The sequence below is a fragment of the Pseudarthrobacter sp. DSP2-3-2b1 genome, assembly GCF_049895945.1.
Classification (GTDB): Bacteria; Actinomycetota; Actinomycetes; order Actinomycetales; family Micrococcaceae; genus Arthrobacter.
The window spans coordinates 176,516-199,468 of the sequence record NZ_JAFCTI010000004.1 but is presented as its reverse complement, the minus strand read 5'-3'; the positions used below and the strand labels follow the sequence as shown (position 1 = coordinate 199,468).

General features: G+C 64.6%; 21 protein-coding genes. 5 read left to right on the top strand and 16 right to left on the bottom strand.

Annotation, left to right across the window (positions count from 1 at the left end; translation table 11 throughout):
* The 7 genes from ACP7AX_RS07455 to ACP7AX_RS07425 all read right to left on the bottom strand — a co-directional run bounded on the left by ACP7AX_RS07455 (window position 1) and on the right by ACP7AX_RS07425 (window position 7,101).
* Complete coding sequence (locus ACP7AX_RS07455; RefSeq protein ID WP_426225959.1) at window positions 1-2,451, bottom strand: HAD-IC family P-type ATPase; 2,451 nt, start codon at window positions 2,449-2,451, stop codon at window positions 1-3.
* Between the two features lie 76 nt (window positions 2,452-2,527).
* Entirely contained in the window at window positions 2,528-2,986 is a 459-nt protein-coding gene (locus ACP7AX_RS07450) for a flavodoxin domain-containing protein (protein ID WP_131681345.1), read from the bottom strand.
* Window positions 2,983-4,038 carry a zinc-binding dehydrogenase gene (locus ACP7AX_RS07445; protein WP_131681346.1) on the bottom strand — a complete coding sequence of 352 codons (1,056 nt, stop codon included), beginning with the start codon at window positions 4,036-4,038 and terminating at the stop codon, window positions 2,983-2,985. Before ACP7AX_RS07445 ends, ACP7AX_RS07450 begins: the two co-directional genes overlap by 4 nt.
* A gap of 117 nt (window positions 4,039-4,155) precedes the next feature.
* A complete protein-coding gene (locus ACP7AX_RS07440; RefSeq protein ID WP_426225958.1) occupies window positions 4,156-5,010 on the bottom strand; it encodes a universal stress protein in 855 nt (284 codons plus the stop codon).
* Window positions 4,997-5,533, bottom strand: coding sequence for a universal stress protein (locus ACP7AX_RS07435; RefSeq protein WP_426225957.1), 537 nt, complete (start codon window positions 5,531-5,533; stop codon window positions 4,997-4,999). The genes ACP7AX_RS07440 and ACP7AX_RS07435 overlap by 14 nt, the downstream gene beginning before the upstream one ends.
* Before the next feature lie 89 nt (window positions 5,534-5,622).
* Window positions 5,623-6,627 (bottom strand): zinc-dependent alcohol dehydrogenase family protein, encoded by a 1,005-nt coding sequence (locus ACP7AX_RS07430; RefSeq protein ID WP_426225956.1) that lies wholly within the window; start codon window positions 6,625-6,627, stop codon window positions 5,623-5,625.
* 6 nt (window positions 6,628-6,633) lie between these two features.
* Window positions 6,634-7,101: a pyridoxamine 5'-phosphate oxidase family protein gene (locus ACP7AX_RS07425; protein WP_131681350.1), complete on the bottom strand. Its 468-nt coding sequence runs from the start codon at window positions 7,099-7,101 to the stop codon at window positions 6,634-6,636.
* A 159-nt stretch (window positions 7,102-7,260) separates the two neighbouring features.
* On the opposite strand from ACP7AX_RS07425, the gene ACP7AX_RS07420 reads away from it, so the two are divergent.
* Complete coding sequence (locus ACP7AX_RS07420; RefSeq protein WP_426225955.1) at window positions 7,261-9,018, top strand: GAF domain-containing protein; 1,758 nt, start codon at window positions 7,261-7,263, stop codon at window positions 9,016-9,018.
* 24 nt (window positions 9,019-9,042) lie between these two features.
* On the opposite strand, the gene ACP7AX_RS07415 is transcribed toward ACP7AX_RS07420, so the two are convergent.
* Window positions 9,043-9,726, bottom strand: a complete 684-nt coding sequence (locus ACP7AX_RS07415; protein ID WP_426225954.1) for a response regulator — start codon at window positions 9,724-9,726, stop codon at window positions 9,043-9,045.
* Between the two features lie 86 nt (window positions 9,727-9,812).
* Window positions 9,813-10,454, bottom strand: coding sequence for an NADPH-dependent F420 reductase (locus tag ACP7AX_RS07410; protein ID WP_426225953.1), 642 nt, complete (start codon window positions 10,452-10,454; stop codon window positions 9,813-9,815).
* A 215-nt stretch (window positions 10,455-10,669) separates the two neighbouring features.
* Here ACP7AX_RS07410 and ACP7AX_RS07405 point away from each other — a divergent pair, with 215 nt between their 5' ends.
* Window positions 10,670-12,316, top strand: a complete 1,647-nt coding sequence (locus tag ACP7AX_RS07405) for a DUF4389 domain-containing protein (RefSeq protein WP_426225952.1) — start codon at window positions 10,670-10,672, stop codon at window positions 12,314-12,316.
* Here ACP7AX_RS07405 and ACP7AX_RS07400 read toward each other — a convergent pair.
* From ACP7AX_RS07400 to ACP7AX_RS07390, 3 genes are read right to left on the bottom strand one after another with little or no spacing between them, the layout of a single operon-like run.
* Window positions 12,300-13,466, bottom strand: a complete 1,167-nt coding sequence (locus ACP7AX_RS07400) for an ABC transporter permease (RefSeq protein ID WP_131681354.1) — start codon at window positions 13,464-13,466, stop codon at window positions 12,300-12,302. The genes ACP7AX_RS07405 and ACP7AX_RS07400 overlap by 17 nt on opposite strands.
* Entirely contained in the window at window positions 13,463-14,635 is a 1,173-nt protein-coding gene (locus tag ACP7AX_RS07395) for an ABC transporter permease (RefSeq protein WP_426225951.1), read from the bottom strand. Before ACP7AX_RS07395 ends, ACP7AX_RS07400 begins: the two co-directional genes overlap by 4 nt.
* A gap of 1 nt (window position 14,636) precedes the next feature.
* Window positions 14,637-15,575: an ABC transporter ATP-binding protein gene (locus ACP7AX_RS07390; RefSeq protein ID WP_426225950.1), complete on the bottom strand. Its 939-nt coding sequence runs from the start codon at window positions 15,573-15,575 to the stop codon at window positions 14,637-14,639.
* A 69-nt stretch (window positions 15,576-15,644) separates the two neighbouring features.
* Between ACP7AX_RS07390 and ACP7AX_RS07385 the strand changes: the two genes are divergently transcribed.
* Window positions 15,645-17,546, top strand: coding sequence for a heavy metal translocating P-type ATPase (locus tag ACP7AX_RS07385; protein ID WP_426225949.1), 1,902 nt, complete (start codon window positions 15,645-15,647; stop codon window positions 17,544-17,546).
* 17 nt (window positions 17,547-17,563) lie between these two features.
* On the opposite strand, the gene ACP7AX_RS07380 is transcribed toward ACP7AX_RS07385, so the two are convergent.
* The 4 genes from ACP7AX_RS07380 to ACP7AX_RS07365 all read right to left on the bottom strand — a co-directional run bounded on the left by ACP7AX_RS07380 (window position 17,564) and on the right by ACP7AX_RS07365 (window position 20,905).
* Window positions 17,564-18,043 (bottom strand): pyridoxamine 5'-phosphate oxidase family protein, encoded by a 480-nt coding sequence (locus ACP7AX_RS07380; RefSeq protein WP_426225948.1) that lies wholly within the window; start codon window positions 18,041-18,043, stop codon window positions 17,564-17,566.
* A gap of 10 nt (window positions 18,044-18,053) precedes the next feature.
* On the bottom strand, window positions 18,054-18,914 hold the full coding sequence (locus ACP7AX_RS07375; protein ID WP_426225947.1) for a universal stress protein: 861 nt from the start codon (window positions 18,912-18,914) through the stop codon (window positions 18,054-18,056).
* Window positions 18,915-19,001: 87 nt separating this feature from the next.
* The gene (locus ACP7AX_RS07370; protein ID WP_426225946.1) at window positions 19,002-20,444 is read right to left on the bottom strand and encodes a DUF5129 domain-containing protein; all 1,443 of its coding nucleotides are present in this window, start codon (window positions 20,442-20,444) and stop codon (window positions 19,002-19,004) included.
* Window positions 20,444-20,905, bottom strand: a complete 462-nt coding sequence (locus tag ACP7AX_RS07365; protein ID WP_426225945.1) for a GyrI-like domain-containing protein — start codon at window positions 20,903-20,905, stop codon at window positions 20,444-20,446. The genes ACP7AX_RS07370 and ACP7AX_RS07365 overlap by 1 nt, the downstream gene beginning before the upstream one ends.
* Window positions 20,906-21,008: 103 nt before the next feature.
* Between ACP7AX_RS07365 and ACP7AX_RS07360 the strand changes: the two genes are divergently transcribed.
* Window positions 21,009-21,371, top strand: coding sequence for a putative glycolipid-binding domain-containing protein (locus tag ACP7AX_RS07360; protein ID WP_426226003.1), 363 nt, complete (start codon window positions 21,009-21,011; stop codon window positions 21,369-21,371).
* Window positions 21,372-21,964: 593 nt separating this feature from the next.
* On the top strand, window positions 21,965-22,921 hold the full coding sequence (locus ACP7AX_RS07355) for a hypothetical protein (protein WP_426225944.1): 957 nt from the start codon (window positions 21,965-21,967) through the stop codon (window positions 22,919-22,921).
* Window positions 22,922-22,953: the final 32 nt, after the last annotated feature.

The window sequence follows — 22,953 nt, the reverse complement described above, 5'->3', positions numbered from 1 at the left end:
TCACGGTGACTGGTTCACCGGGTAGCGCCGGGCGTGGACCCGGCTCAGGACTGCGACGCCGCACATCGCGACGACGGCGGCTGCCACTGCCGCGGCTGCCAGCCCGGGTGGTGGCCACTCGAGCATGAAGAAATCCTGGAGCGCCGGGATGGTCAGCAACAGGACAAGCCCTGCGCACATGGCCACGATGATGGCCAGCCGAAGGCGGCTGAGCGGGCGGCTGATGGCCGCCAGAACGCTCAGGGCAACGAGTGAGAGCGTCAGCACCGAGGCCGTGCGGTTGGCGGTGTCGCTGAAGCCACCCGCCGCGGCGGAGTACACGTTCACCGCCAGCACCGCCGCCGCAATGATGAGTCCGGCCGGGACGGCCATGGCCAGCGAACGCCGCAGGAATCCGGGCTCATAACGCCGGGCATTGCTCATCAGTGCCAGGAAGAACGCGGGGATTCCGATGGTCAGGCCGTCGGTGGCGGAGAGCTGCCGCGGCAGGAACGGAAAACTCCACATCAGCGCCCCGAACACAACGGAGAACACCACAGCGTAAGTGGTTTTGCTCAGGAACAGGACGGAGACCCGCTCAATGTTGGCGATGACCTGGCGGCCTTCCGCCAGGACTGCCGGCAGCCTGTCGAAACGCCCGTCCAGGAGCACCAGCCGCGCTACAGCTTTGGTGGCTGGGGCGGCCGTGTCCATGGCAATGCCGATCTCCGCTTCCTTGATGGCCAGTGCGTCATTGACGCCGTCCCCTGTCATGGCGACGGTGTGCCCCATCCTCTGCAGCGCCAGCACCATGTCCTTCTTCTGCGCAGGGGTGACCCGGCCAAAAACCGAATGACTCGCCAGAGTCTCTTCCAGCAGGGGCGCGTCCGAAGGCAGGTGCCGGGCATCGTAGCCGCGTCCGACGTCGAGGCCCACTTCGCGTGCCACGGCAGTCACTGTGCGGTGGTCATCGCCGGACAGAATCTTCACGGCAACACCCTGCCGGCGGAAATAGGCCAGGGTCTGCGCAGCGTCGGGGCGGACCTTTTCCCGGAACGTCAGGAGCGAGGCGGCTGCAAGACCGGACGGAAGCTGCACGTCCTCCGTTCCGCCGTCGGGCATGATCGCGCTGGTGTGCGCCAGGACCAGGGTGCGCAGCCCGGAAGACGCAAGGCGGCCCGCGTGCGCGAGTACTGCCCCGGAGGGGGAGAGATCGTGGGTAGATAAGTCCTCCGTGAACACCATTTCGGGTGCACCCAGAACCCACGTCCCCGCCGCAGCATGAGGTGGAGGGAAACTCGCCGCACTCCATTTCCTGGTGGAGGAGAACGGCACGACGGCGGCGGGTGCCGTGCCGCCGTCGAACGTGAAAGTGCCCGCAAGGCAGCGGGCGGTGGCATTGGCGTGCGGGTCCGCGCCGAACCATCCCAAGGCCTCTTCCCACCCTGCGGGAGCGGGCCGGCCGGCACGGTGCACGCCGTCCAGGATCACTTTGCCCTCCGTGAGGGTGCCGGTCTTGTCGATGCAGAGAACGTCCACTCGGGCAAGCCCCTCCACGGCCGCAAGCTCCTGCACCAGCACGTTGTGGCGTGCCAGACGCACCCCGCCCACCGCGAACGCAACGCTGGTCATCAGCACCAGGCCCAGCGGTATCATTGCGATGGCGCCGGCCACGGCACCGACGAAGGCTTCCACCCAGGCCCCGGTCCTGAAAGCTTCCTCCCAACCTCCCTGTGCCTGCATCTGGCCGTTGGTGATGATCACCATGACGGGCAGGAGGGCCCAGCTGATCCAGCGGAGCACACGCCCGATCCCGTTGCGGATCTCAGAATTGACCAGTGAGAAGCGTTTGGCCTCGGCAGTGAGCCTGCTCGCATATGAGCCCGCCCCCACGGCCACAACCCTTGCCCTGCCCTGGCCGGCCGTGACCGTGGAGCCGGACAGCACGGAGGAACCTCTGTCCTTTCCGATGGGATCTGATTCCCCGGTCAGCAGGGACTCGTCAATTTCAAGGCCGTCCTCATCGAGAATCAGAGCATCTGCCACGATCTGATCGCCGGCCTGCAACACCGCAACGTCCCCCAGGACCACGCCAGCAACCGGGATTTCCTGGACAAGGCCGTCCCGGAGCACGCGGGCGAGGGGAGCATCAAGGACGGCCAGCCGGTCGAGCAACTTCTTGGCGCGGTACTCCTGAACCACCCCGATGACGGCGTTGCTGACTGCCGCAAACCCGAAGAGCGCGTCCTTCCACTGTCCCAGCACGAGCAACAGCAGGAAGCAGGTGCCCACGATCGCGTTGAACAACGTCAGCACATTCGCACGGAAAATCTGCCAGAGGCTCCTGCTGGACTCCTCAGGTTCGCCGTTGGCCAGTCCTGCGAGCGTTCTTTCCCGGACGTCGGCGGCGGACAGTCCGGACCCGGCAGGAGCATCCGCACCGGGCGGATAGGGTGCCGCTTCCGTACCCACCGTTCGACTCAGGAATGCGGCAAGTCTGCTGGGCCGGGCATTCCGCTGCTCTTGGGGCCCGGTCTGATGGCTGAATTCACGGCGTTGCCTTCCGCTCAAGTGCGGCCGCCAACTCAGCGGCCCAGCTGGCTGCTTTCTCCAGTTCGCCGCTGCGCAGCGGACCTTCGGTGCCCCTGACGTAGAACATAGCCGGGCTGGAAATGACGTGGGCGCCGCCGTCCTTGAGCATTTTGGTCATTTTCTTTGCTGCATCGCCGTGGATGAAGAAGCGGATGCGGGTATCGAAAGCGGCCGCGTTGATGCCTTTGAGCTTGCCGTTGGCCAACTGTCCCAGCAGTTGAGTGATCCTGGGCGTGGGTCGCCAGCCGTTGATGGGGGAGCCCACTACCAGCAGGTCATCGGCTGCCAGACTCCCCGGATCGAAGGCCGCCACCGAAACTGCAGTGGCACTGAGGGCTTTCAGTCCCTGGGCGACCGCCTCGGCAACAGTTTTGGTGTTTCCGTAGGCGGAGTCGTAAACAATGTGTGCTTTCATCCCGAAATGACCACCTTCAAAGCGTTCGTCTCGGCGGCCCGGGCGAAGGTGTCGTAGGCATCCATGAACTCATCAAAGCGGAAGTGGTGGGTTGCGAACTTCTCCGCGGGCAGCTTCTTCTGCGCCACCAGTTTGAGCAGCATGGGTGTGGTGTTGGCGTTCACGAGGCCCATGCTGATATTGATGTTTTGGATCCAGAGGTCCTGCACCGGAAGTTCAACGGACTTCCCGTGAACGCCTACGTTGGCCACGTTCCCGCCGGGCCGGACGATGTCGGTGCACATACGGAACGTTGCGGGAATGCCCACCGCCTCGATGGCCACATCCACGCCCTGGCCGTCCGTTAGGGCCAGCACCTGTTCCTTCCAGTCGGCATCCCCGGACAGCACAACCTCTGTTGCACCGAATTCCCGGGACTTCTCCAACCGGTTCCGGTCAAGATCAACCGCGATGATGGTTGCCGCGCCGTAAAGTCCCGCGGTGGCGATGGCTGCGAGCCCTACGGGGCCTGCCCCAATGACCGCGACGGTATCGCCCGGCTTTACCCGGCCATACTGGACACCGATTTCGAAGCCCGTCGGGAGGATGTCCGAGAGCATCACCGCCTGTTCGTCCGTTACGCCTGCGGGCAGCAGGTGCAGCGAGTTTTCGGCGTACGGGACCCTCACATATTCAGCTTGGGTTCCGTCGATCAGATGGCCGAAGACCCAGCCGATTCCAGCGGCGCCCTCCTCGCCCATGCAATGGGAATAGAGCCCGGTCTTGCAGTTGGCACAATGGCCACACGATTTGATGCAGGAAATGATCACGCGGTCCCCGGGTTTCAGGCTGGTCACCGATGATCCGACCTCCGTTACGGTTCCCACGCCTTCGTGGCCCAGGATTCTTCCCTCCTGCACGGCAGGAACGTCGCCTTTGAGAATGTGCAGGTCCGTCCCGCAGATGGTGGTGGTATCCACTTTGACGATGGCGTCGCTGGGACTCTTGATTGCGGGGTCCGGCACGTCTGTCCAGGATTTCTGGCCGGGTCCGCCGTAGACGATCGCTTTCATAGCTGTTCCTCGCTGTTGATGATGGGTCCGCTGTGCATGCGGAAATCAGGGTTCCCTCAACCATGGCGTCCGGTTGTCGGGGCCGTTAGGGACGAAAGTCCCGTAGGGGACCTCCGGCTAGCTACCGGGCGGTTGCCGGCAGATCATGACAGGCCCGGTCGCGTGGTGAAGGACTGCATGGGCATTTGACCCGAACGTTCCCTTGATGAGCCCTTGGCCCCTGCTTCCAACCACGATAAGTGCGGCTCCGCGGGCGGCGTTCAGGAGTGCCCGCGGGATGGACGTGTCCGTTGCCAGTTCCTGGCTGATGGTCAGCTCTGGAGCCAACGCGCGGGCTTGGCGGACAGCAGTCCGGAGGATGCGGCCGGCGGCGTCGAGCCCGGCTGGTACGGCGCTGCCGGCCCGGCTGTCAGGAGACTGGATAACGTGGATGATCAGCAGCTCCGCGCGGGTCGCGGTGGCGATGGCACACGCCTTACCCAGTGCGGCCTCCGATCCGGCCGAGTCGATTCCTACCACCACGCGCCCGTCCGGCTTGTTATCGAACCTGACCACCACAACGGGGCACGTGGCTGTCGCCGCGAGTTCAAGGCTTACCGATCCCACCAGAAGTCCCATAAAACCGCCGATTCCGCGGCTGCCCAGGACCAGCATCGCCGCCCCGTCGGAAATGCGCCGGAGGTGAGGGGGAGGGAGTCCATACAGGAGGCTGGTCCGGACCCTGACCTCGGAAGCGGCGGTCAGCGCCTCAGTCTTACCCTGGTCCAGAACCGCCTGGGCCTGATGCCGCAGACCGCTCCCGGCTATGCCTGGAACGGGCCCGAGATCACCGGTGAGCAGCGGCCAAAGGGAGCAGTGGACCACCTCAAGTTCAGCAGCCAGGAGCCGTGCATGCCGTGCAGCCCAGCGCACGGCCAGTGCGGCGGGCTCAGAGCCGTCGTAACCTGCCACAATGCGTTCAGGGGACGGCATGGCTGGACCCGGCCCGGCTGCTCCCTTCCGGGGATGCCTGCCCGGGGTCAGCCATAAGCCCGGCCGGCAAGTCTGTGCCATGCGCTATGAAGACCGGGCATTTTGCATGTTCGGCCACTGCCGTGCTCACCGCACCGAGGAGCAGCCCTTCAAAACCGCCATGCCCCCGGCTGCCCACCACCACGAGCTGGGCCGTCCTGCTCTCCTCGACGAGGACTTTAGCCGGCGGCCCCTGGCGCACAATCAGCTCCAGCCCTTGTGGCGGAAGCCCGTTGAAGGCCGCGGCAACAGCTTCGGCGCAGATTTTTCGTGCCTCCTCCTCCGGGTTCCAGTGAACGGGGGTGAAAGTGCCCAGGGCGATCTGGTACTGCCACGCGGTCACGGCCCGGATGTGCCCTTTGAACAGCGGCGCCAAGGCCCCGGCCCAGCGAAGGGCAACTATTGAGGGGCCGCTCCCGTCAACGCCTACCACGATTGGCGCCCGTTCAGGGTCATGGTTTCTGGCGTGTCCGCTCTCACTCATGGCAGTACCTTCTCCCCGGCCTGTGCCCAGTGCCTAGGGCCGAAGGTCACCAAGGAAAATGAGGGTCCGCGCAAACGCGTTCAAACGCCTCAGGATGATCTGAGAAGGACAGCAGCGCCCGTGAACCGGTCAGCGGCGAGATCCTGCAAAGCCTGGTCCGCTTTTGTCCAGGGATAGGGGACCGTGGTGGGATTCAAAGGGATGTTCCCTGCCAAGGCCAGGAATTCCTGGCCGTCTGTCCGGGTATTTGCAGTCACACTGCGGAGACTGCGCTCGTTGAAGAGCTCCTTCTGATAGTTCAGCTCCGGGATGTCGCTCAGGTGGATTCCGGCAACGGCGAGGGTGCCTCCGCGGTCCAGCGCCCGGAGGGCTACCGGGACCAGCCCGCCCGCCGGCGCGAAAAGGATTGCTGCATCCAGCAGTTCGGGCGGAGCCTCTTCTGCACTGCCCGCGAACACTGCTCCCAGTTCCAGCGCGAGCCGCTGTGCCGCCGCTGACCGGGTCATCACATAGACGTCCGTACCTTCAAACATGGCCATTTGTGCCGTCAGGTGCGCTGATCCGCCGAAACCGTAAATACCCAGTCTGCCGCCAGGGGCGATGCCGGAGCAGCGCAGCGCCCGGTAACCAATAATCCCTGCGCACAGCAAGGGCGCCGCCTTCTCGTCGGTAAAGACTTCCGGTATCCGGTACGCGTAATCCTCATGGACGGTCATCATTTCCGCATAGCCGCCGTCGGTGTCCCAACCGGTGAAGGTTGGCGTGAGGCAGAGGTTCTCGGAGCCCCTGCGGCAGAACCGGCACATGCCGCACGTGCCTGCCAGCCAAGGAGCCCCTACCCGCTCACCGAGCCGGAACCTGGTGCATCCGGCCCCAAGCCCCACAACCTCACCGACTACCTCGTGGCCGGGAATCCGACCGGCTGCCCGGGGCCGCAGGTCTCCCTCGGCGAGATGAAGGTCGGTGCGGCAGACACCGCAGGCGCGGACCGAGAGGAGAATCTCCCAGGGCCCGGGTGACGGATCAGGACGTTCGCCAAAACGCAGCGGGCCGGACGCGATGGGACCTGTAGCCTCAACCCACCATGCCCGCACGAAGGGTTACTCCAGACCTGCCCGGGTGGCCTCATCCAACGAACCGCCCCAGGTCAGGGGGGCCGCAATCTTGAATCGCCGGCCGCTGACACTCTCCGGCACTATCCGGATGAAATGGTCCTTACGGCCTGTTTCCCAGGGAAAGAGCAACTGGCCAATAGAGTCCATGACCTCGGGAGTCCGGCTCAGGGCTGTGGCCTGGCCTTTGACGATCACGCTCCAGGCGACACCCTTGTCCGTGTCGGCCCCATCAGCCTCCAGGGCCACCTGCTTACCCAGTGAAGAGGCCAGCTTGGTGCCGGCACCCGTGCGGAAGACCAGGGACTCGTGATCGACCTTGTAGTTGATGGGAAAGATCTCGGGATGATCATTTACCCAGACGGCCAGGCGGCCCACCGAATCACCGCGCAACAGCTGCCAGCAGTCCTTCGGTAGGAGCTCTGCGGTTTCCGGAAGAGGTGCATCTGCAGTCATGGCCAAGATCCTACGGAACCCCCAAACCCCCATCTAGGGCATAAAGACCCCTAATCGGCCCGCGGGCATAGGTGAATCGGGCCGGGAGCGATATTCTGTGAGCAACTGCAGCAGCCGGTGGACCTTCGCATGCGGTACATTCCGCGGAAGGCGGTTTCCGTGAGCGATCTGTTCCAGACCAGCAGGAAGAATCATCCACCCGGGACGGGTGCCCGAATAGGAGAGATCCTGACAGACTTCGTGGAATCCGCAGACGAACCGGAAAGCGCAAACCAACGGATGCAGGGCCTGCTGAATGCCGTTGTGGCACTCGCCGAGGACCTCAGCCTTGAAACCGTTCTGCACCGTGTTGTCAGCTCAGCCTGCCAGCTGGTCCAGGCTGAGTACGGGGCGTTGGGGGTTATCGGCGCCGATCGCGACCTGAGCCATTTCATTACAGTGGGCATCGACGACGAACTCGCCAGGCGTATCGGGCCCCTTCCCACCGGTCATGGCGTTCTGGGCCTGCTGATCCGCGACCCCAAACCCTTGCGGCTGCATGATCTAAGCCAGCACCCGGACGCATACGGGTTTCCCCCGAATCATCCACCGATGAAGTCGTTCCTGGGCGTCCCCATCCGGGTCCGGGACGCCGTTTTCGGCAATCTTTACCTGACGCAGAAGATGGGGGGCGGGGACTTCACCGACGACGACGAACAACTGGCTGAGGCGCTAGCCGCTGCCGCCGGCGTCGCAATCGAAAATGCCAGGCTTTTCGAGGACGCACGCCGCCGGGCCGCCTGGCTCCAGGCGTGTATGGATGTGACCGGACGGATGATGGGTTTTGAGGACGGCCCGGCGGGCCAGAACGGGGGACTGGACATGATTGCGGCCAGGGCTCTCCGGGAGTCCAATTCGGCTCTGGCCCTCATCCTGGTACAGGAAAACACAGCCCAGGGGAGGGCAGCACAGAACCATCAGCCACACGGCAGCGCAGCACACTTCCGCGTGGCAGGAGCCGCAGGAAACAGCCCTTCGCAGTGGCTGGGGCGGCTGCTGTCGCTTGATTCGGACGGGATCAACAGCGTGGTTGCCACGGGCCGGGCCGTCACTTTCCAGGATGCTGCGTCGGTACTGGGCGCCTGCGACCTACCGGTTCCCAGCCGGCTGCTCGCCATCGATCTGAGCGCCCACGGAACCCATCACGGTTTGTTGGTTCTTCTGCGGGAAGTTCCGTCGGGGACGTTCACCACCACGGACATTGAAATGGCCCCGGTGTTCGGCTCGCACGTGGCCCTGGCGCTTGAATTGGCGCGTGCCCACCGGATGCGGGAACAGATTGCGGTTTTCAGTGACAGGGACAGAATTGCCCGGGATCTCCATGACCTTGTGATCCAACGGCTGTTCGCGGCTGGGCTCAGTATTCAAAGCCTGCGGCGCTACCTGACCGATGATTCCGGGGCCGCAACCATCCAGACCGTCACCGACGAACTGGACGAGACTATCCGGGAGCTCCGCAACACCATCTATTCGCTAAGTGACTCCGAGACAGGCAAGGAGCTTCTTAGCAGCCGCATCCTCCAAACCGTCCGCAGCAGCACCCAGTCCCTCCCGTTTGTCCCCCTTCTGACGCTGACGGGTGCCATTGACGCCGTCCGGGACGAGGAGACGGCCGCGAATGTACTGGCGGTCATCACCGAGGGCGTGAGCAATGCTGTCCGCCACTCGGGAGCGGATTCCATCCGGGTTACTGTGTCCGTGGACGACGGCCACGTTTCCGTCCACATCCAGGACAATGGGGAAGGCTTTGCAGCAGCGGTGCCGGGCAACGGACTCACCAATATGGAACACAGGGCGCGATCCATGGGCGGAACCCTGGATGTCGTTAGCGCCCCTGAATCCGGGACCTCGCTGACGTGGACCGCCCCGGTGTTCTGATCGCCTGGTTCGCGACTGCCCCTTTTAGGATTCCGGTGGCGAGTACTGTGCAACATGCACTGCGGCCTGGGTCCGCCGTTCGAAACCAAGCTTCGCAAGCAGCGATGAGACGTAGTTCTTTACCGTTTTCTCTGCGAGGAGCATCCGCTCGCCGATCTGGCGGTTGGTTAGGCCTTCGCCCACGAGTTCGAGTACCCGCCGTTCCTGGGGCGTCAATGTCGCCAATCTCGGATCCACCCGCTCCGGTTCGGCCAACCCCTGGATGATCCTCGCCTTGAGGTTGGCATCAAACAGGGATTCACCCCGGGCCGTCCTGCGCAGCGCACCGATCAGGTCCGAGCCGCCGATCTCCTTGAGGACGTAGCCGGACGCCCCAGCCAGCACCGCTCCGCGCAGGGCCTGCTCGTCGTCGTAACTCGTCAGAATCAGGCAGTTGATTGTCTGGTCAACCGAATGCACGTCCCGGCAAACTTCAATGCCGGTTCCGTCAGGCAGCCGGGCGTCCAGGATGGCCACGTCAGGACGCAGTGCCGGAATCCTCCGCGTTGCTTCCGCCGCCGAGCCGGACATGCCGACGACGACGAAACCTTCACTTTCCAACAGGTCCTGGAGGCCACGCCGCACCAGTTCATGGTCGTCCAGGACGAAAACCCGGATGGCTGAATTGGATGACGACTCCGCCTGCGCCGGTGATGCCGAAGCATTCATGTCGTCCCTTCCGTTTTGTCCTGTGGGTACCGCAATGAATCATTCTTTAGTACGGGCCATATTGCCACAAGGCGCCCGGCCCGCCGTCACGGAAATATCCGAAGGGCAGTGTCCCAGTTGAAGTGCTCATGCTCCGGGTTGACCTGCAGACCCATCACGATGAGCATGATCGCTTCCAATTCCCGCGAGCGGCGCAGCGGGCCAACGTCAATGGGCCTCAGGCCGCCGGCTGCTGCCACAGCGCTGACCTTTTCCTTTGCCTGCTCCGAGTCCCCGGCGATGAACACATCAAGGTGTTGGCCACCGACCTGTCCTGCCTCCAGGGTCCCGGGGAACGTGGTGTTGAAGGCCTTGACCACCTCAGCACGTCCGTTGAGCATCCTGGCGGTTTCCTCGGCCGCCGAGGTACCCGGCGGCACGGTCAGCTGGTCGAATGTAGCCGGATCCACCGGGTTGCTGATGTCCACCACTACCCGTCCGTCGAGCGAATCTCCCGCCTCGAGGACGGCCGCATGCACTTCCTTGTGCGGAATGGCAAGGAAGACGATTGCGCCGGTGAGGTCTGCGCCTACTATGCCGCCGGTGGCACCAGGTCCGAGCCCCTCCACCAGGGAGCGGGTCTTGGCGCCGTCCCGGCCCAGGATCTGCACCGGGTTGTTCCCCCGCAGCATGGTGACCGCGAGCGCCCGCGCCATTTTTCCGCTGCCGAGAATGCTGATGTTTGTCATTGCTGCTCTCTTCCGGTCCGCAGACGGCGTGCGTGTCTTCCAGTAGATAACGGGGCGGGTTCGGGCAACAGGGACGAAAGCCCCGCCGCCCGCGGTGATTTGTCACGGGGGTGACTTTCGGCCCTATTGGCCCGGCATGGTGTGGCATAACGCTGGAGGAGACTCGGTACGGCTGGGGCTGGGCTGAAATGCTCCGTCAATGTCGGGAGGTCGACATGAAAGCCCGTTCCATCACCATGCTCGTTCTCGGCATACTCTTGTCGATGATCGGCGTTGGGCTCCTCTTCGGGGGCATCGGCACTTCGTGGATCAACTCACGCCAGAACGACGGCGGCTATCTCACCTCTCCGAGGGAGCGGTTCGCCGTCGGTTCCACTGCCATTGTTTCCGCCCGCGCGGAGGGCATGCGCGACGATGCCTACCCGGGGCCGCTTCCCTTTGATGTGGGCAGCATTCGGATCAGGGCTGAATCGGCCAATCCCGGAAAGGATATTTTCGTCGGCATAGGGCCCAGGGCTGACGTGGACCGCTACCTTGCCGGGTCCAACTTCTCTGAGCTGCGCGACGTAAGTTTCCGTCCCTTCAATGTGGAGTACCGGGAGATCCAGGGCACCGCGCAGCCGCCTGCACCCACAGAGCAGGACTTCTGGGCCGCCTCCTCGACCGGAAGTGGCGAGAGGGAGTTCAACTGGAACATAGCGGCCGGTGACTGGTCAGTGGTGGTCATGAACGCTGATGCCAGCCCGGGGGTTGCAGTGGACCTGCAGGCCGGGTTCCGGTCCGAGCTGTTCGGACCGATAGCGGCGGGACTGCTGGCAGGCGGCGCCATCCTCCTGGTGCTCGGCGTTCCGCTCCTGATTTTCGGAGCCCAGGGGCTGGGCAGGCACACTCCAGCACCGCCGTCGGGCCCGGGACAGTACCCGGGTTCCACCGCAGCGCCCTACCCGGGGGCCGCGGTGCCGCCCTCTTCCGGTTCACCAGTGCCGCCCGGCCCCGGGGCTCAGCCATTGGCCTACCAGAGTCCATCCGCGCAGACACCGGCCGTTGCCCCTGCAGTTGACACGGCGCCCTATCCGGCCAGGCTCAGGGGTGATCTGGATCCCGTGTTGTCCAGGTGGATGTGGCTGGTGAAATGGTTCCTCGCCATACCGCACTTCATTGTCTTGATATTCCTCTGGTTTGCCTTCTTCATCGTTACGGTCATCGCTGGCTTCGCCATCCTCTTCACGGCCCGTTACCCGCGATCCCTGTTCAATTTCAATGTGGGTGTCATGCGCTGGAGTTGGCGTGTGGGGTTCTATGCCTACAGCGCATTGGGAACAGACAGGTATCCGCCGTTCACCCTGGCCAAGACCGACTATCCCGCCGATTTCGAGGTTGACTACCCCGAGCGGCTGTCCCGCGGGCTGGTATTGGTCAAGTGGTGGCTCCTTGCACTGCCGCATCTGCTGATCATTGCGGCGCTGACGGGCGCCAGCACCGTCCGCTGGACCGACCCGCAAAACCCGGGAGTCAGGTATGAGACCGGAAGCGGGTTTTCCCTGTTCAGTTTCCTGGTGCTTGTCGCAGCAGTGATCCTGTTGTTCAGCGGCCGCTACCAGCGGCCGCTTTTCGACCTGCTGATGGGCTTCAACCGCTGGATTTACCGGGTCATGACCTACGTCGCGCTGATGCGTGATGAATACCCGCCATTCCGCCTGGACCAGGGCGGCAGGGAGGCCCACGGCAGCCCCGCAGATCCCGACTGGCAGCCAGATGCAGGCGGCGTCGTCAGGGTCCCACCGCCGGTCCCGTCCCAAGGCCCGCCGCCCGGTCCGGCTCCCCAGGCTCCTGCGTCGCCGAACCCTACAGGGCCCGGCTAAGGCTCCGGCGAAGCAACAGCGCGCCCAGCACCAGCAGCCCGGCGGCCATGGCAGCCAGGACGCCCAGCTGTGGAAGGATGTCCATCAGCCCGCCGTCGTGCCGTTGGATCTCGGCGAAGGCGTCGTAGGCCCAGCGGTGCGGCGTGGCGCGGGAGACGGCCTGGAGGTTTTCGGAGAAGAACTCCGGCGGCACCATGGAACCGCCCAGGCCGCCGAGCACCAACCCGAGGCCGACGCCGATCCCGGATGCAGCGGAGTCGTTGTCCAGTACCGAGCCGATGACCATGGCGGCCGCAGCAGCCACTGCGGAGAAGACGCCAAGGATCAGGCCGGCCAGGACGGGATTTCCCCAGTCGACGCCGAACAGCAGGGCAGTGCCGAGCATAATGTATCCGCCCTGGACCACGGCGATGCCAAAACGGCCCAGCGCCTGCCCGGCGATCACCCGCCAACTTGCCACGGGAGCGGCCATGACCCGTGCGATGACCCCCAGCCGGCGGGCCTGGATCAGGGTGGTTGAACCGGTGAGGGAGCTGAGGAAGACGAACAGCAGCAGCTGCTGGGCAGCGCCAAGATCGAACTGGCCCAGGCCGGTGAAAACCCGGGAGACGTTGTCCACATCAATGATCTCAAGCCGGGGAGGCTGCACCGACGCACTGGCCTGCTTCAGCGCTTCGGCCGCCTGCGCGGCGTCGACGCCGGCGTCCTCGAGGACGGCTTGCTGCCGCTGTTCAGTGGCCACGGCCTGCACTGAGGCGCGCACCCGCTGAAGCGCCGCCTGGGCTCCTGATTGGGAGGACATCACCACTTCAAGATCAGCCGGCAGGCCGGAGTCGAAAGCTGCAGCGGTGGCGTCGTCGATGAAAACCCCGACGTCGGTCCGTCCGCGGCTCAGCTCTGCCCTCACTGTTTCGGGGCGGCCGGAGCTGACTTTGAGTCCGTCCGCCTCAAGCTTCCCGGTAAGCTGTTTTGCCAGTTCCGAGCCTGTCCCGCCCGCCAGCGAAACGTGGGCCTGTCCGCTGCCAGCGCCGAACTGGGAGCCGAGCAGGAGTATCAGGAGCAGGGGAAAGATGAACACGAAGAAGACGTTTGACCTGTCGCGGAGGAAGCGCCGGATTTCCACGCCCCCGATTGCCAGGATGCTGATCATGCGCGGGTTCCCCTGTCAGGTATGAGCCTGGATGCCAGCGTGCAGACGGCGGCAAAGCCCAGCATGACGGCCAGCGGCACTGCTACCTCCGCCGGTCCGCCGCCACCCGCAGAAATGCCCAAACCACGGATGAACGCGCCAACGGGGTTCAGGTCCATGATGGTGGCGATGACGCCCGTGGCTTCAATGGGGAAGAACGCGCCGCCGGCGATCCCGAGGACCATGGCAACGATGGATTGGACAATGTTGGCCTGCTCCGCGGACCGGACGAGACGGGCGACGATGAAAGTCATGCTGGTGGCTGCTGCCGCGACGCTCACGACGAGCAGTCCAATTACCAGCGGGGAGCCGAAGGACACGCCGAACAGCAGCGTCCCTACGACGAGCAGCACTGTTGTTGCGGCGATGCCGAGGATGAATCCCACCAGAGCTTTTGCGGTGATGATTGACCCTGCCGGGACGGGGGTCGATTTCAGGCGGGCCAGGGTGCCTTGCTCCCGTTCGGCCAGCAGCCCCAGGACCCCGAATCCGACGGTGAACAGCAGGAACAGCCCGGTCTGCCCTGCAACGAGCGTGCCCCGCAGCGAGAGTTGTTCCGCGGACGCCTGGCCTTCAGACATCGTCAGGGCAGCGGGCCCGGCAGCTGTCTGCTGGCCCAGTCCGCCCAGTGATTCGCGGGGGAGCCCGGCAAGTTCGCCGGCGGTGGCTGTGACGGCCCCCGCGCCAAACTGGTCCAGGAGGCCGTCCACCACCGAGATGAGGACGTCTTTTTCGAGCCCGCCCTGTTCGCCCTCGACCACCTGCACGGTTATGGTCCGGCCCGAGGTGACCGCGGCGGTGAAGTCCGCGGGAATGGCAAGGCCCAGTGCGGCTCCGCTGCTTTGGGTCTCCTGGCGGACATCCGCGCCCGCGACCCGCCTGACGGTGACGTCCATTATCGGCAATGAATCTAAGGAGTCGAGCAGCGCGGCGCCCAGCGGACCGGCGTCTTCAGCGCTGGCAATCACGGTGGCCGGCTTGAGGTTTACAGACTCGTTGCCGAGGCCGCCGAAGGCAAGGTTCAGGACGCCCATGAGCGATAGGGGGACCAGGAGCGAGTAGATGAAGACAGACTTGTCCCGAACGCGTTGCCTGAGGTCATTGACGACCATTGTCCAGATGTGCCGCATGTCAGTCCCGTAAGGCTTTGCCGGTCAGGTGCAGAAACACCGATTCGAGGTCCGGCCGGGCAATCTCGACAGCCGTCAGAGCCATTCCCGCTTCGCCGGCCCCGGTGACGAGTGCCGGCAGGTTCCTTGGTCCGTCCTGGACTGTCAGAATCAGTCCCGCCCCGTCGCCGTCGACCTTCTGAACCCCCGGCGCGGACCGCAGTGCCGCCGCTGCCGCGCTGGTGTTGCCGTTGCCGCGGAGGTTGATGCGGTCAAGGCCGCCCGTCAGCCTGACCAGCTGGTCCCGGGTGCCTTCCGCCTGGACCTTGCCTTCGTCGATGATGGCGATCCGGTCGCACAACCGTTCGGCCTCTTCCATGTAGTGGGTGGTGTAGAGGACGGCCATGCCCTCAGTGGCCAGCCCTTCCACGGACTCAAGGATGGAGTTGCGGGACTGCGGATCAACGCCCACGGTCGGTTCATCCAGGATCAGCAGCGTGGGCCGGTGCAGCAGGCCGATCCCGATGTTCAGCCGGCGCTTCATGCCTCCCGAGAACTTCTTAACCTGTTCGCCGGCGCGGTCCGCCAGGCCAATAAGTTCGAGCACCTCATCAATCCTGGTCCGGAGCTCCTTGCGGGGGAGACCTTGCAGGCTGCCGAAGAACCGCAGGTTTTCCCGTGCCGTCAGGTCCGGGTAGATCGCGAGCTCCTGGGGGACCAGGCCGATGTTTCCCTTGGGGGCCGTGGTGGACGGGGTCATGGCCTCGCCTGCCACCTTCACCGAACCGGCGTCCGCAGGGATCAAACCGGCCACCATGGAAATAATTGTGGTTTTTCCTGCACCGTTCGGTCCAAGCAGTCCGTACGTTTCCCCGGCCCGTATGCGGAAAGAAACGCCATCCACCACGGTCCGTTCGCCGTAACGCTTGACCAACCCATCAACCGCCAGAACATCTGCCATGCACTGAGCGTACCGGCTAAGGTCCGAAGACCTCTGGCAGCGTCCGCGTGGCCGCATTAGTGTCAAGTAATGACCCTAGGCGCTTTGAGAACGTCCATTGCGCGCTTCCCGCTGGTGGCTGCCACCGTAGCGGCGGGACTGGTCGTTGCAGTGCTCCTGGCAGCGTCGCAGGAGTCGGCGGCACAATGGCTTGCGAGCGCCTACGCCCTGCTCGTTGCCGTCTTCCGGTCCGGCGCGATGGTCAAATCATTGTTGAGGGGCCGGTGGGGAATTGACCTGCTGGCGCTCACTGCCATTGCCTCAACGGTGGCGGTGGGGGAGTACGTCGCCGCCCTGATCATTGTGCTGATGCTTGCGGGAGGTGAGGCCCTGGAGGAGATCGCCCAGGGCCGGGCCACCCGCGAGCTCAGATCCCTGCTGGAGCGTGTTCCGCAAACAGCCCACCGCGAACTGCCGGGCATGCCTCCGGAAGACATCCCGGCCGGAGAGGTCCGCCCTGGCGACATTCTTTTGGTCAAACCCTCGGAGGTGGTTCCGGTGGACGGGTTGCTGCTGAGTGCAACGGGGGCCTTTGACGAGTCAACGCTGACGGGTGAGAGCCTTCCTGCCGAACACGTGGAGGGCGATGCCCTGCTCAGCGGGTCCGTCAACGGTGAGGATGCCGTGCACATGAAAGCCACGTCCACGGCCAAGGACTCCCAGTACAGCCAGATTGTGGCGCTGGTCCAGGAGGCGGCAGCAAGCCGGCCGCCCGTGGTCCGGCTCGCTGACAGGTACGCCGTTCCCTTCACGCTCCTCGCCTTCGCCCTGGCCGGGGTGGGCTGGTACTTCAGCGGGGACCCGGTGCGCTTCGCCCAGGTGCTGGTGGTGGCTACCCCCTGCCCGCTCCTCATCGCCGCTCCTGTCGCGTTCCTGGCGGGGACCAGCCGGGCCGCCCAGGCGGGCATCATCATCAAGAACGGCGGAACCCTGGAGCAGCTCGCTCGGGTGCGGACGGCAGTCTTCGACAAGACCGGCACGCTTACCCACGGCCGGCCCACCCTGCATGGCGTATGGGTCCCGCAGGCGGCCAGGGGGATGATCTCCGAGGACCGGCTGCTGCAGCTTGCCGCGTCGGCAGAGCAATACTCCTCGCACGTTCTGGCGTCGTCGGTCATTGATGCTGCCAGGCACCGCGGCCTGGACCTGTTGCCGGGAAGCAACGCGACCGAACACGCCACGCAGGGAGTCACCGCCAGCTGTGGCGGCCGGACGGTGGTGGTCGGCAAGCCTGACTTTGTGCGGTCCGTTGCCTCGGGGTTCGAAGAGGCGGATTTGGGCGGGGGACAGCTTGCGGTCTATGTCGGCGTGGACGGCAGGTTCGCAGGTGCCCTGATCATGAGCGACCCCCTGCGCGCCAATGCCGTGGACACCCTTGCCTATCTCCGCCGGCTGGGCATTCAGGACACCCTGCTGCTGACCGGCGACGCTCCCGCCACAGCCCAGAAGATTGCTGCGCAGGCCGGGATCTCCCGGTTCCAGGCCAGCTGCCTCCCCGGTGACAAAGTCAGCGTCGTCGCCGGGCTGCGGGAACGGCCAGTGATGATGGTGGGTGACGGGGTCAATGACGCACCGGTTCTGGCAGCCGCCGACGTTGGCGTGGCCATGGGCGCCAAAGGATCCACCGCGGCCAGCGAGTCGGCCGACGTCGTCATCATGCTTGACGACCTCTCCAAGGCGGCGCTGGCCGTTGACATCGGCCAGCGCACCATCCGCATTGCGCTGGCCAGCATCTGGACAGGCATCCTGCTGAGCATCGGCCTGATGATCGCAGCGGTCTTCGGCTATATCCCGGCGGTTGCCGGCGCGCTGCTCCAGGAACTGGTCGATCTGGCCACCATCCTGAACGCCCTCCGGGCGCTGCGCGGCGGCGGCGGAGGACGTCCGACGGCGGTGGGCGGCACCCGGGTCAGCGTCGGCGCAGCGAGGTGAGCGCCGGCGTCGTACGCTCAGCTCCCGGATTTCGGCGCAACGTCTCCTGTGGCGTCCAAAGGCGGCCACCAGCTCCCCGGCGCAGTGATGACGAACCTGCGGCCGGTGACGTCCGACGGCGTAATCCGGACGAGGTGCTCCTTGCTGCCCGGCTCCCACGGTGACAGCCCGGCCTCGGCTGCCTCCCGAATGTCTTCCTCAGTGTCCACCACCTTGGCCGTTCCTTTGACCACCACACTCCACGCAATGGTTCCGTAGGCGTTCAGGCCGTCCGCTTCCAAAACGACGGGTCCGCCTGCCAGCGCGGCGTCCAGTTTGGTGCCGGGCCCGGTCCGGAAAACAACGGTGCCGTAATCGGGGACGTAGTTCACCGGGAAAATCTCGGGCCCGGCATCGGTGGTCACGGCAAGCCTGCCCACTGACGCCGAGCGGAGGCATTTCCAGCAGTCGTGGATGTCCAGGACCTCGGTTTCGGGTGCTGATGCGTTGTTTTGCATTGCCCGGACCCTACTTCAGGTGTTTCACGCGTCGGACGGGTGTGATGACTGTCGGGCACGGCAGGTTCGTCAAAACGGCGTGCGCTGTGGAGCCGAGCAACAGCCGCTTGAAGCCGCCCCGGCCACGGCTGCCCACCACCAGCAATTGAGCGTGTGCTGCTGCATCAACCAGTGCCTGGGCGGGCTCCTTCTCGGTTTCCAGGACCTTGTGCACCACCAGGTCCGGGTAATCCTCGCGGAGGCCTGAGACAGCTTCAGAAAGGACAATCTGTTCCTCTTCGACAATCAGTTCAGCAAGGCTGCTGGTGGGCAGGCCGGACCGGACCCAGCGGTTGGGGCCGCTGAAGGCGTACAGCACTGTCAGCTCCTGCCCGTGCCGGTCTGCCTCGGCGGCGGCGAACGCGACTGCCTGCGTGGATTCCTCCGAGCCGTCAACGCCTACCAGCACTCCGCTGCGTCCCTGCAGGTCATGCATGCCGACGACGGCGACGGGACACTTGGCGGCGGCGGCCACCTGAAGCGCCCGGTCAGTCAGCGAACCGCCCAGATGGGTGCCCCCGGACCCCACCACCAGCATGGCCACTTTCCCCGAATACTTGCCCAATGCCCCGGCAACGCTGCCTTCAAGGAGTTTCGTGGTGATCTCGATCGGCACAGTGCCCCGGACCCGCCCCGCAGCGGTCTCCAGGAGCTCTTCGCCCTTTTCCAGCAGCACGCCGGTCCAGGGGATCGGCTCGGCAACCCAGCGGATGTCAACGACGTGCAGGATGATCAGGGGGAGGCCGGCGCTTGCAGCGCGCTGTGCCGCCCAGGTCACCGCCGCCTGGCTTTGCTCGGAGTCGTTCGTGGCGACGGCGATCGGTTTGGACATTAACACGGCTGGCCTCTCTGTTGGCTGGGCTTCCAGCCTGCGGTGCGGCGGTCAGTACCTGTAGGGCCAAAGGTCACCAAGGGCCATTTAGAAGCTGGAGGAGCTGCCTGAACCCGAGAAGCTCCCGCCGCTGCTGCCGTAGCCTGTGGTGCCACCGCCGCCGCGCGCTGCGTTGACGCTCCCGACGCCGGTGTTGAAGCCTGAATTGAAGACCGGAACCGAGAAGAAGTAGTAGGACGGGTAAACCGTTCCAAGGATGCTTGGTTCGTAGGTCCGCCGGCGGTGGTCCAGGCCTTCCTGAGCCTCCTGCATCTCCTTGCGCATGAGCTTGGCTTCCCGCTCGGTTTTGGCAAAGCCCTCGATGACGGTTTCTGCATGGCTCTTCAGGAGCGTGGACAGGTGGGTACGCGCATCGCGGAGGCGGTCCAGTGCCGTTTCGGGGGTAATTGTCCCGTCAGCAAGCTGGGCGGTCCAGTGCTCGATATCGCGGATGCTCTGGTCGCGGAAGGACCGAAGGGCTGCGGCGGTGGCTGAGTCGCCTTGCCCGTTGCGTTTGTTCAAGAGCTGTTCCAGTCCCGCCAGGTCGTTTCGGAACGGCGCCAGTTGCCGGTCCCATGCTGTGGGCCAGGTGTTTCCCCGGTTCAGCAGCGCATTGCTGTCGGCAATGACGTCGTCGAGGGCATCGAGTTCAGCGGCCGCGTCGGCATATTCGCGGGCAAGTTTGAGGCTGGATCTGCGGCTGAGGGCCCTGGGTGTGAGGGCGTGAACGCGGTTCGACAGTTCGGTGGCGGCGTTGTACCGGTTGAGGAATGTGCGGTGCTTTTCGAGGACACTGCTGCCGTAGCGGGAATCCTCGGGAATGGTGCTGGCGTTCAGCTCCGTGACGTCCAGGTCAGTGCTGACGCTGGCGTAGCTGCGGTCTCCGCGCTCGACCTCCTTCCGGCTGCCGGCCCTTGTTACGGCCCTCACAATGAACCACGCGCCCGCCCCCAGTGCGGCCAGCGCTCCGGTCACCCACGCCGTGATCACGAAGGCTGCTGAACGGTACCAGGGCTGGTTGATCAGTTCGGCACCGCGCCGGACCCCGGCGATGGTTCCGTCCGTCCATTGGGCATCCCGCAGGAGGTCCTTGGTGGCGTTCTGGATATCATCGCGTAGCTCCAGGGAAACCTTGCGGTCCTCACCCATGTAGGTGCCCACGTGCCGCCCCACCGGGTCCAGGGCGAAGATGTACAGCCCGTCCGCCCACTTCTGCCCGTCTGCGCTGATCCACTCCGGGTGTTCCGTGCGGGCAAACCTGAGAACCTCTTCATTGAGGTTGTCTGCGGCGCTTCCGTTGTAGGTGTAGACGGCAACTTTGGTGGGGGAGTAGAACTCGATCGCGTTGATTGCCGGGACCAGCGTATTGCGGTCCAGGATCCCGGCCCGGTCCTCCACCACTACGTCCACCGGGGTGACGGCAAAGGCTGCCGGGGCCCCGCCCACAAGCATGGCGAACACCACCAGCAGCAGCCTGAGGATCTTGGGCATCAGGCCACCGGCCATATGACCCGGGTCTGCCAGTTCTGTGGATCGGGCCCGTCCGAGGGACCGTTCAAATAGTATTCCCACATCATTTCCGAAGGTGTTTTACCCGCCGCCTTGATCTGTTCCTGGAGGGCAGTATAGGTGCGCTCCAGAGTGTCGTAGGGTCCTGTGTGCACCGCCTCGTAGGCCTCGGTCGCAGGGAGGATGCCGCCAACGACTGACCTGGTGTCCGCGAAGGTGCCGTTGATCGGAAAGCCCGCTTCGACGTCGACCGTTTCCGCTGGCGTCCCGCGGTAGAGGGCGAAAGGCGGACCGGCCAGCTGGACGTCTTGCCTCGCAGCCTCTGCGGCCACCATGGCGTACACGCGCCCGAAGAAATCAGTCAGGGCAGTCATCGGGACCCGTTCGCGCACGACGGCGGCGGGCTGCTCAGCGCACTGGACCAGCATTGGTTCGGGGTTCATGGCCTTCATAGTGACAGATTCTGCCGGGGGAGGGGCCTGGGACAAGGGCCAAAGGTCATTGCGGCGGGCATTCAGTTGCGGCACCAGGATTTGAAGCGGTGACATCAGTCATCTGCGCCCCCATGACGACCGCTGGCAGTTTCGTTCGTTGTCCCTCGTGCTTGGGTCTCGAACGCTTCGGGTCGAATTTGACGGCACGGTGTGGATGGTGGACGGCCGCGAGCGGAACGACCTCGAGGCGGCCCGCGAAGTGGATATTGCCGTCTCACCGCTGAGCAATACGCTGCCTATCCGGCGGCTTGAACTGGCCATCGGTGAGAGCGCCGACATTACGACCGCTTATGTCGCTGTGCCCGAACTAACGGTGGTGGCCGACCCCCAGCGCTACACCCGTCTCGCGCGTCATGATTATCTTTACGAGTCGCGGGACTCTGACTTCCGGCGGGTGCTGACCGTGGATGAGTAAGACATCCAGCGGAAGGCCACTTTCAGCTTTACTTTACATAATGTAGATTATCGGCGTTTTCTGAGCGGTGTAGAAGTAGCTGCGAGAAGCTGATACCCGAGCCTGAGTAAACAGGCACCCTGCAGTCTCCCTGCCAAATCAAACCTGCCGCGTGGCAATCAGGCGCCGTTCAGCTTGAGCCGCTAGATGCGCGGGATGCCGGCGCAAGGCGTTGTCGCCTTTCACCATTGCCTCAAGCTGGTCATCTCTGGCTTAGATCGCTGCCGGGGCACGATAGATCTGGGGTGATGCCCTGCTCGAAAAATGAACCAGGTTGACATAATTCACGAGGGTTCAGCGTGGGCCTTGCAGCCACGACCTCGCGGTGCATCCTGACTTAGGGGGGTGGACACGCCGAAGATTGGCTTCTCCCGCGACGAAAAAGGTAACGTTTAGGTCACTGGTTGGCGCACACGTACCGCAAGGTCTCCCCCAATTCTTCGCGTGTGATAAGTCCCAGGCGGCAACGCCTTGCATTCCGCAGGCCAGGATCCGGGCGTGACTTATTCCTGTTGGACCGCCCGTTTTCGCACCGATGAAGAGGCTTTATTTCCATGCGCAGAAAACATCTGCTGGCCGCCGGCATGCTCTCGGTCCTACTCGCGACCTCGGCGTGTGGCGCTGTAACCGGCTCCCCCACCTCCCCCGTTCAGTCTTCCGTGCCGGTCGGCGCCGGGATTGAAGTCAGCTCCAGCGCGGGAACTGACAAGTCCGGCGAGGTTGGCGCCTCCCAGCGCGCGGCCGCCGAGAAAGCGGCAAAAGCCGCAGCAGCCGCCACCGTCGAAAAAGCCGCCGCAGAGGCGGCTGCTGAGAAAACCAAAACTGAGAAGGCAGCCGCCGAGCAAGCAGCAGCCCGGAAGGCAGAAGCCGAGGCTAAGGCCGCGAGCCCGGCACCGGCGGCCATTCCCGCACCGGCTGCCATTCCCGCACCGGCTGCCGCTGCCGCCGTCGTCCCTGCAGCTCCAAAGCCCGCCCCCGCGCCGGTCCAGCCGGCGTCGTCCTCCGAGCAGATCGTCAACACCGCCTACACCACGGCATACACCTGGCACGACAACACCCCGGCAGGCTCGGTGGCCATCAGCCACCCGGTACTGCACCAGACTGCGGGCGGCACCGGCACGTACGCTGACCCGATCACCATCGCCGTGGGGCACTCACTGGCCACCGGCCAGGACGTGCTCGACTTCCCGGCGGGAACAAGGATCTACCTTCCGGACGTCCGCCGCTACTTCATCGTTGAAGACACCTGCGGCGACGGCAACGATCCCGAGAACGGCCCGTGCCACCAGGGCACCAACGTGCACGGCACCAACTCCAGCATCTGGATCGACATGTGGATCGGCGGGCAGAGCATGAGTTCAGCCGAGGCTGATAACTGCGCAAGCAAGGTCACCGACGTCCACACGGCCGTCTTCAACCCGGCAAGCAACTACGTTGTGGCATCAGGGGCGGGCGTCATCCATGACGGCAAGTGCGATGCCGGCTACGGCAGTGCACTCCTGAAGCAGTAGCAACAGTCGATTGGTCCCATGCTGGGCACGGA

What these genes read in the sequence shown, in the direction of transcription:
- ACP7AX_RS07390 (WP_426225950.1), bottom strand. Translation starts at nt 15,575, where the DNA reads ATGGCAGATGTTCTGGCGGTTGATGGGTTGGTCAAGCGTTACGGCGAA.
- ACP7AX_RS07405 (WP_426225952.1), top strand. Translation starts at nt 10,670, where the DNA reads ATGAAAGCCCGTTCCATCACCATGCTCGTTCTCGGCATACTCTTGTCG.
- ACP7AX_RS07440 (WP_426225958.1), bottom strand. Translation starts at nt 5,010, where the DNA reads ATGCCGTCCCCTGAACGCATTGTGGCAGGTTACGACGGCTCTGAGCCC.
- ACP7AX_RS07425 (WP_131681350.1), bottom strand. Translation starts at nt 7,101, where the DNA reads ATGACTGCAGATGCACCTCTTCCGGAAACCGCAGAGCTCCTACCGAAG.
- ACP7AX_RS07375 (WP_426225947.1), bottom strand. Translation starts at nt 18,914, where the DNA reads ATGTCCAAACCGATCGCCGTCGCCACGAACGACTCCGAGCAAAGCCAG.
- ACP7AX_RS07445 (WP_131681346.1), bottom strand. Translation starts at nt 4,038, where the DNA reads ATGAAAGCGATCGTCTACGGCGGACCCGGCCAGAAATCCTGGACAGAC.
- ACP7AX_RS07365 (WP_426225945.1), bottom strand. Translation starts at nt 20,905, where the DNA reads ATGAACCCCGAACCAATGCTGGTCCAGTGCGCTGAGCAGCCCGCCGCC.
- ACP7AX_RS07370 (WP_426225946.1), bottom strand. Translation starts at nt 20,444, where the DNA reads ATGCCCAAGATCCTCAGGCTGCTGCTGGTGGTGTTCGCCATGCTTGTG.
- ACP7AX_RS07400 (WP_131681354.1), bottom strand. Translation starts at nt 13,466, where the DNA reads ATGATCAGCATCCTGGCAATCGGGGGCGTGGAAATCCGGCGCTTCCTC.
- ACP7AX_RS07415 (WP_426225954.1), bottom strand. Translation starts at nt 9,726, where the DNA reads ATGAATGCTTCGGCATCACCGGCGCAGGCGGAGTCGTCATCCAATTCA.
- ACP7AX_RS07450 (WP_131681345.1), bottom strand. Translation starts at nt 2,986, where the DNA reads ATGAAAGCACACATTGTTTACGACTCCGCCTACGGAAACACCAAAACT.
- ACP7AX_RS07435 (WP_426225957.1), bottom strand. Translation starts at nt 5,533, where the DNA reads ATGAGTGAGAGCGGACACGCCAGAAACCATGACCCTGAACGGGCGCCA.
- ACP7AX_RS07410 (WP_426225953.1), bottom strand. Translation starts at nt 10,454, where the DNA reads ATGACAAACATCAGCATTCTCGGCAGCGGAAAAATGGCGCGGGCGCTC.
- ACP7AX_RS07395 (WP_426225951.1), bottom strand. Translation starts at nt 14,635, where the DNA reads ATGCGGCACATCTGGACAATGGTCGTCAATGACCTCAGGCAACGCGTT.
- ACP7AX_RS07355 (WP_426225944.1), top strand. Translation starts at nt 21,965, where the DNA reads ATGCGCAGAAAACATCTGCTGGCCGCCGGCATGCTCTCGGTCCTACTC.
- ACP7AX_RS07385 (WP_426225949.1), top strand. Translation starts at nt 15,645, where the DNA reads ATGACCCTAGGCGCTTTGAGAACGTCCATTGCGCGCTTCCCGCTGGTG.
- ACP7AX_RS07380 (WP_426225948.1), bottom strand. Translation starts at nt 18,043, where the DNA reads ATGCAAAACAACGCATCAGCACCCGAAACCGAGGTCCTGGACATCCAC.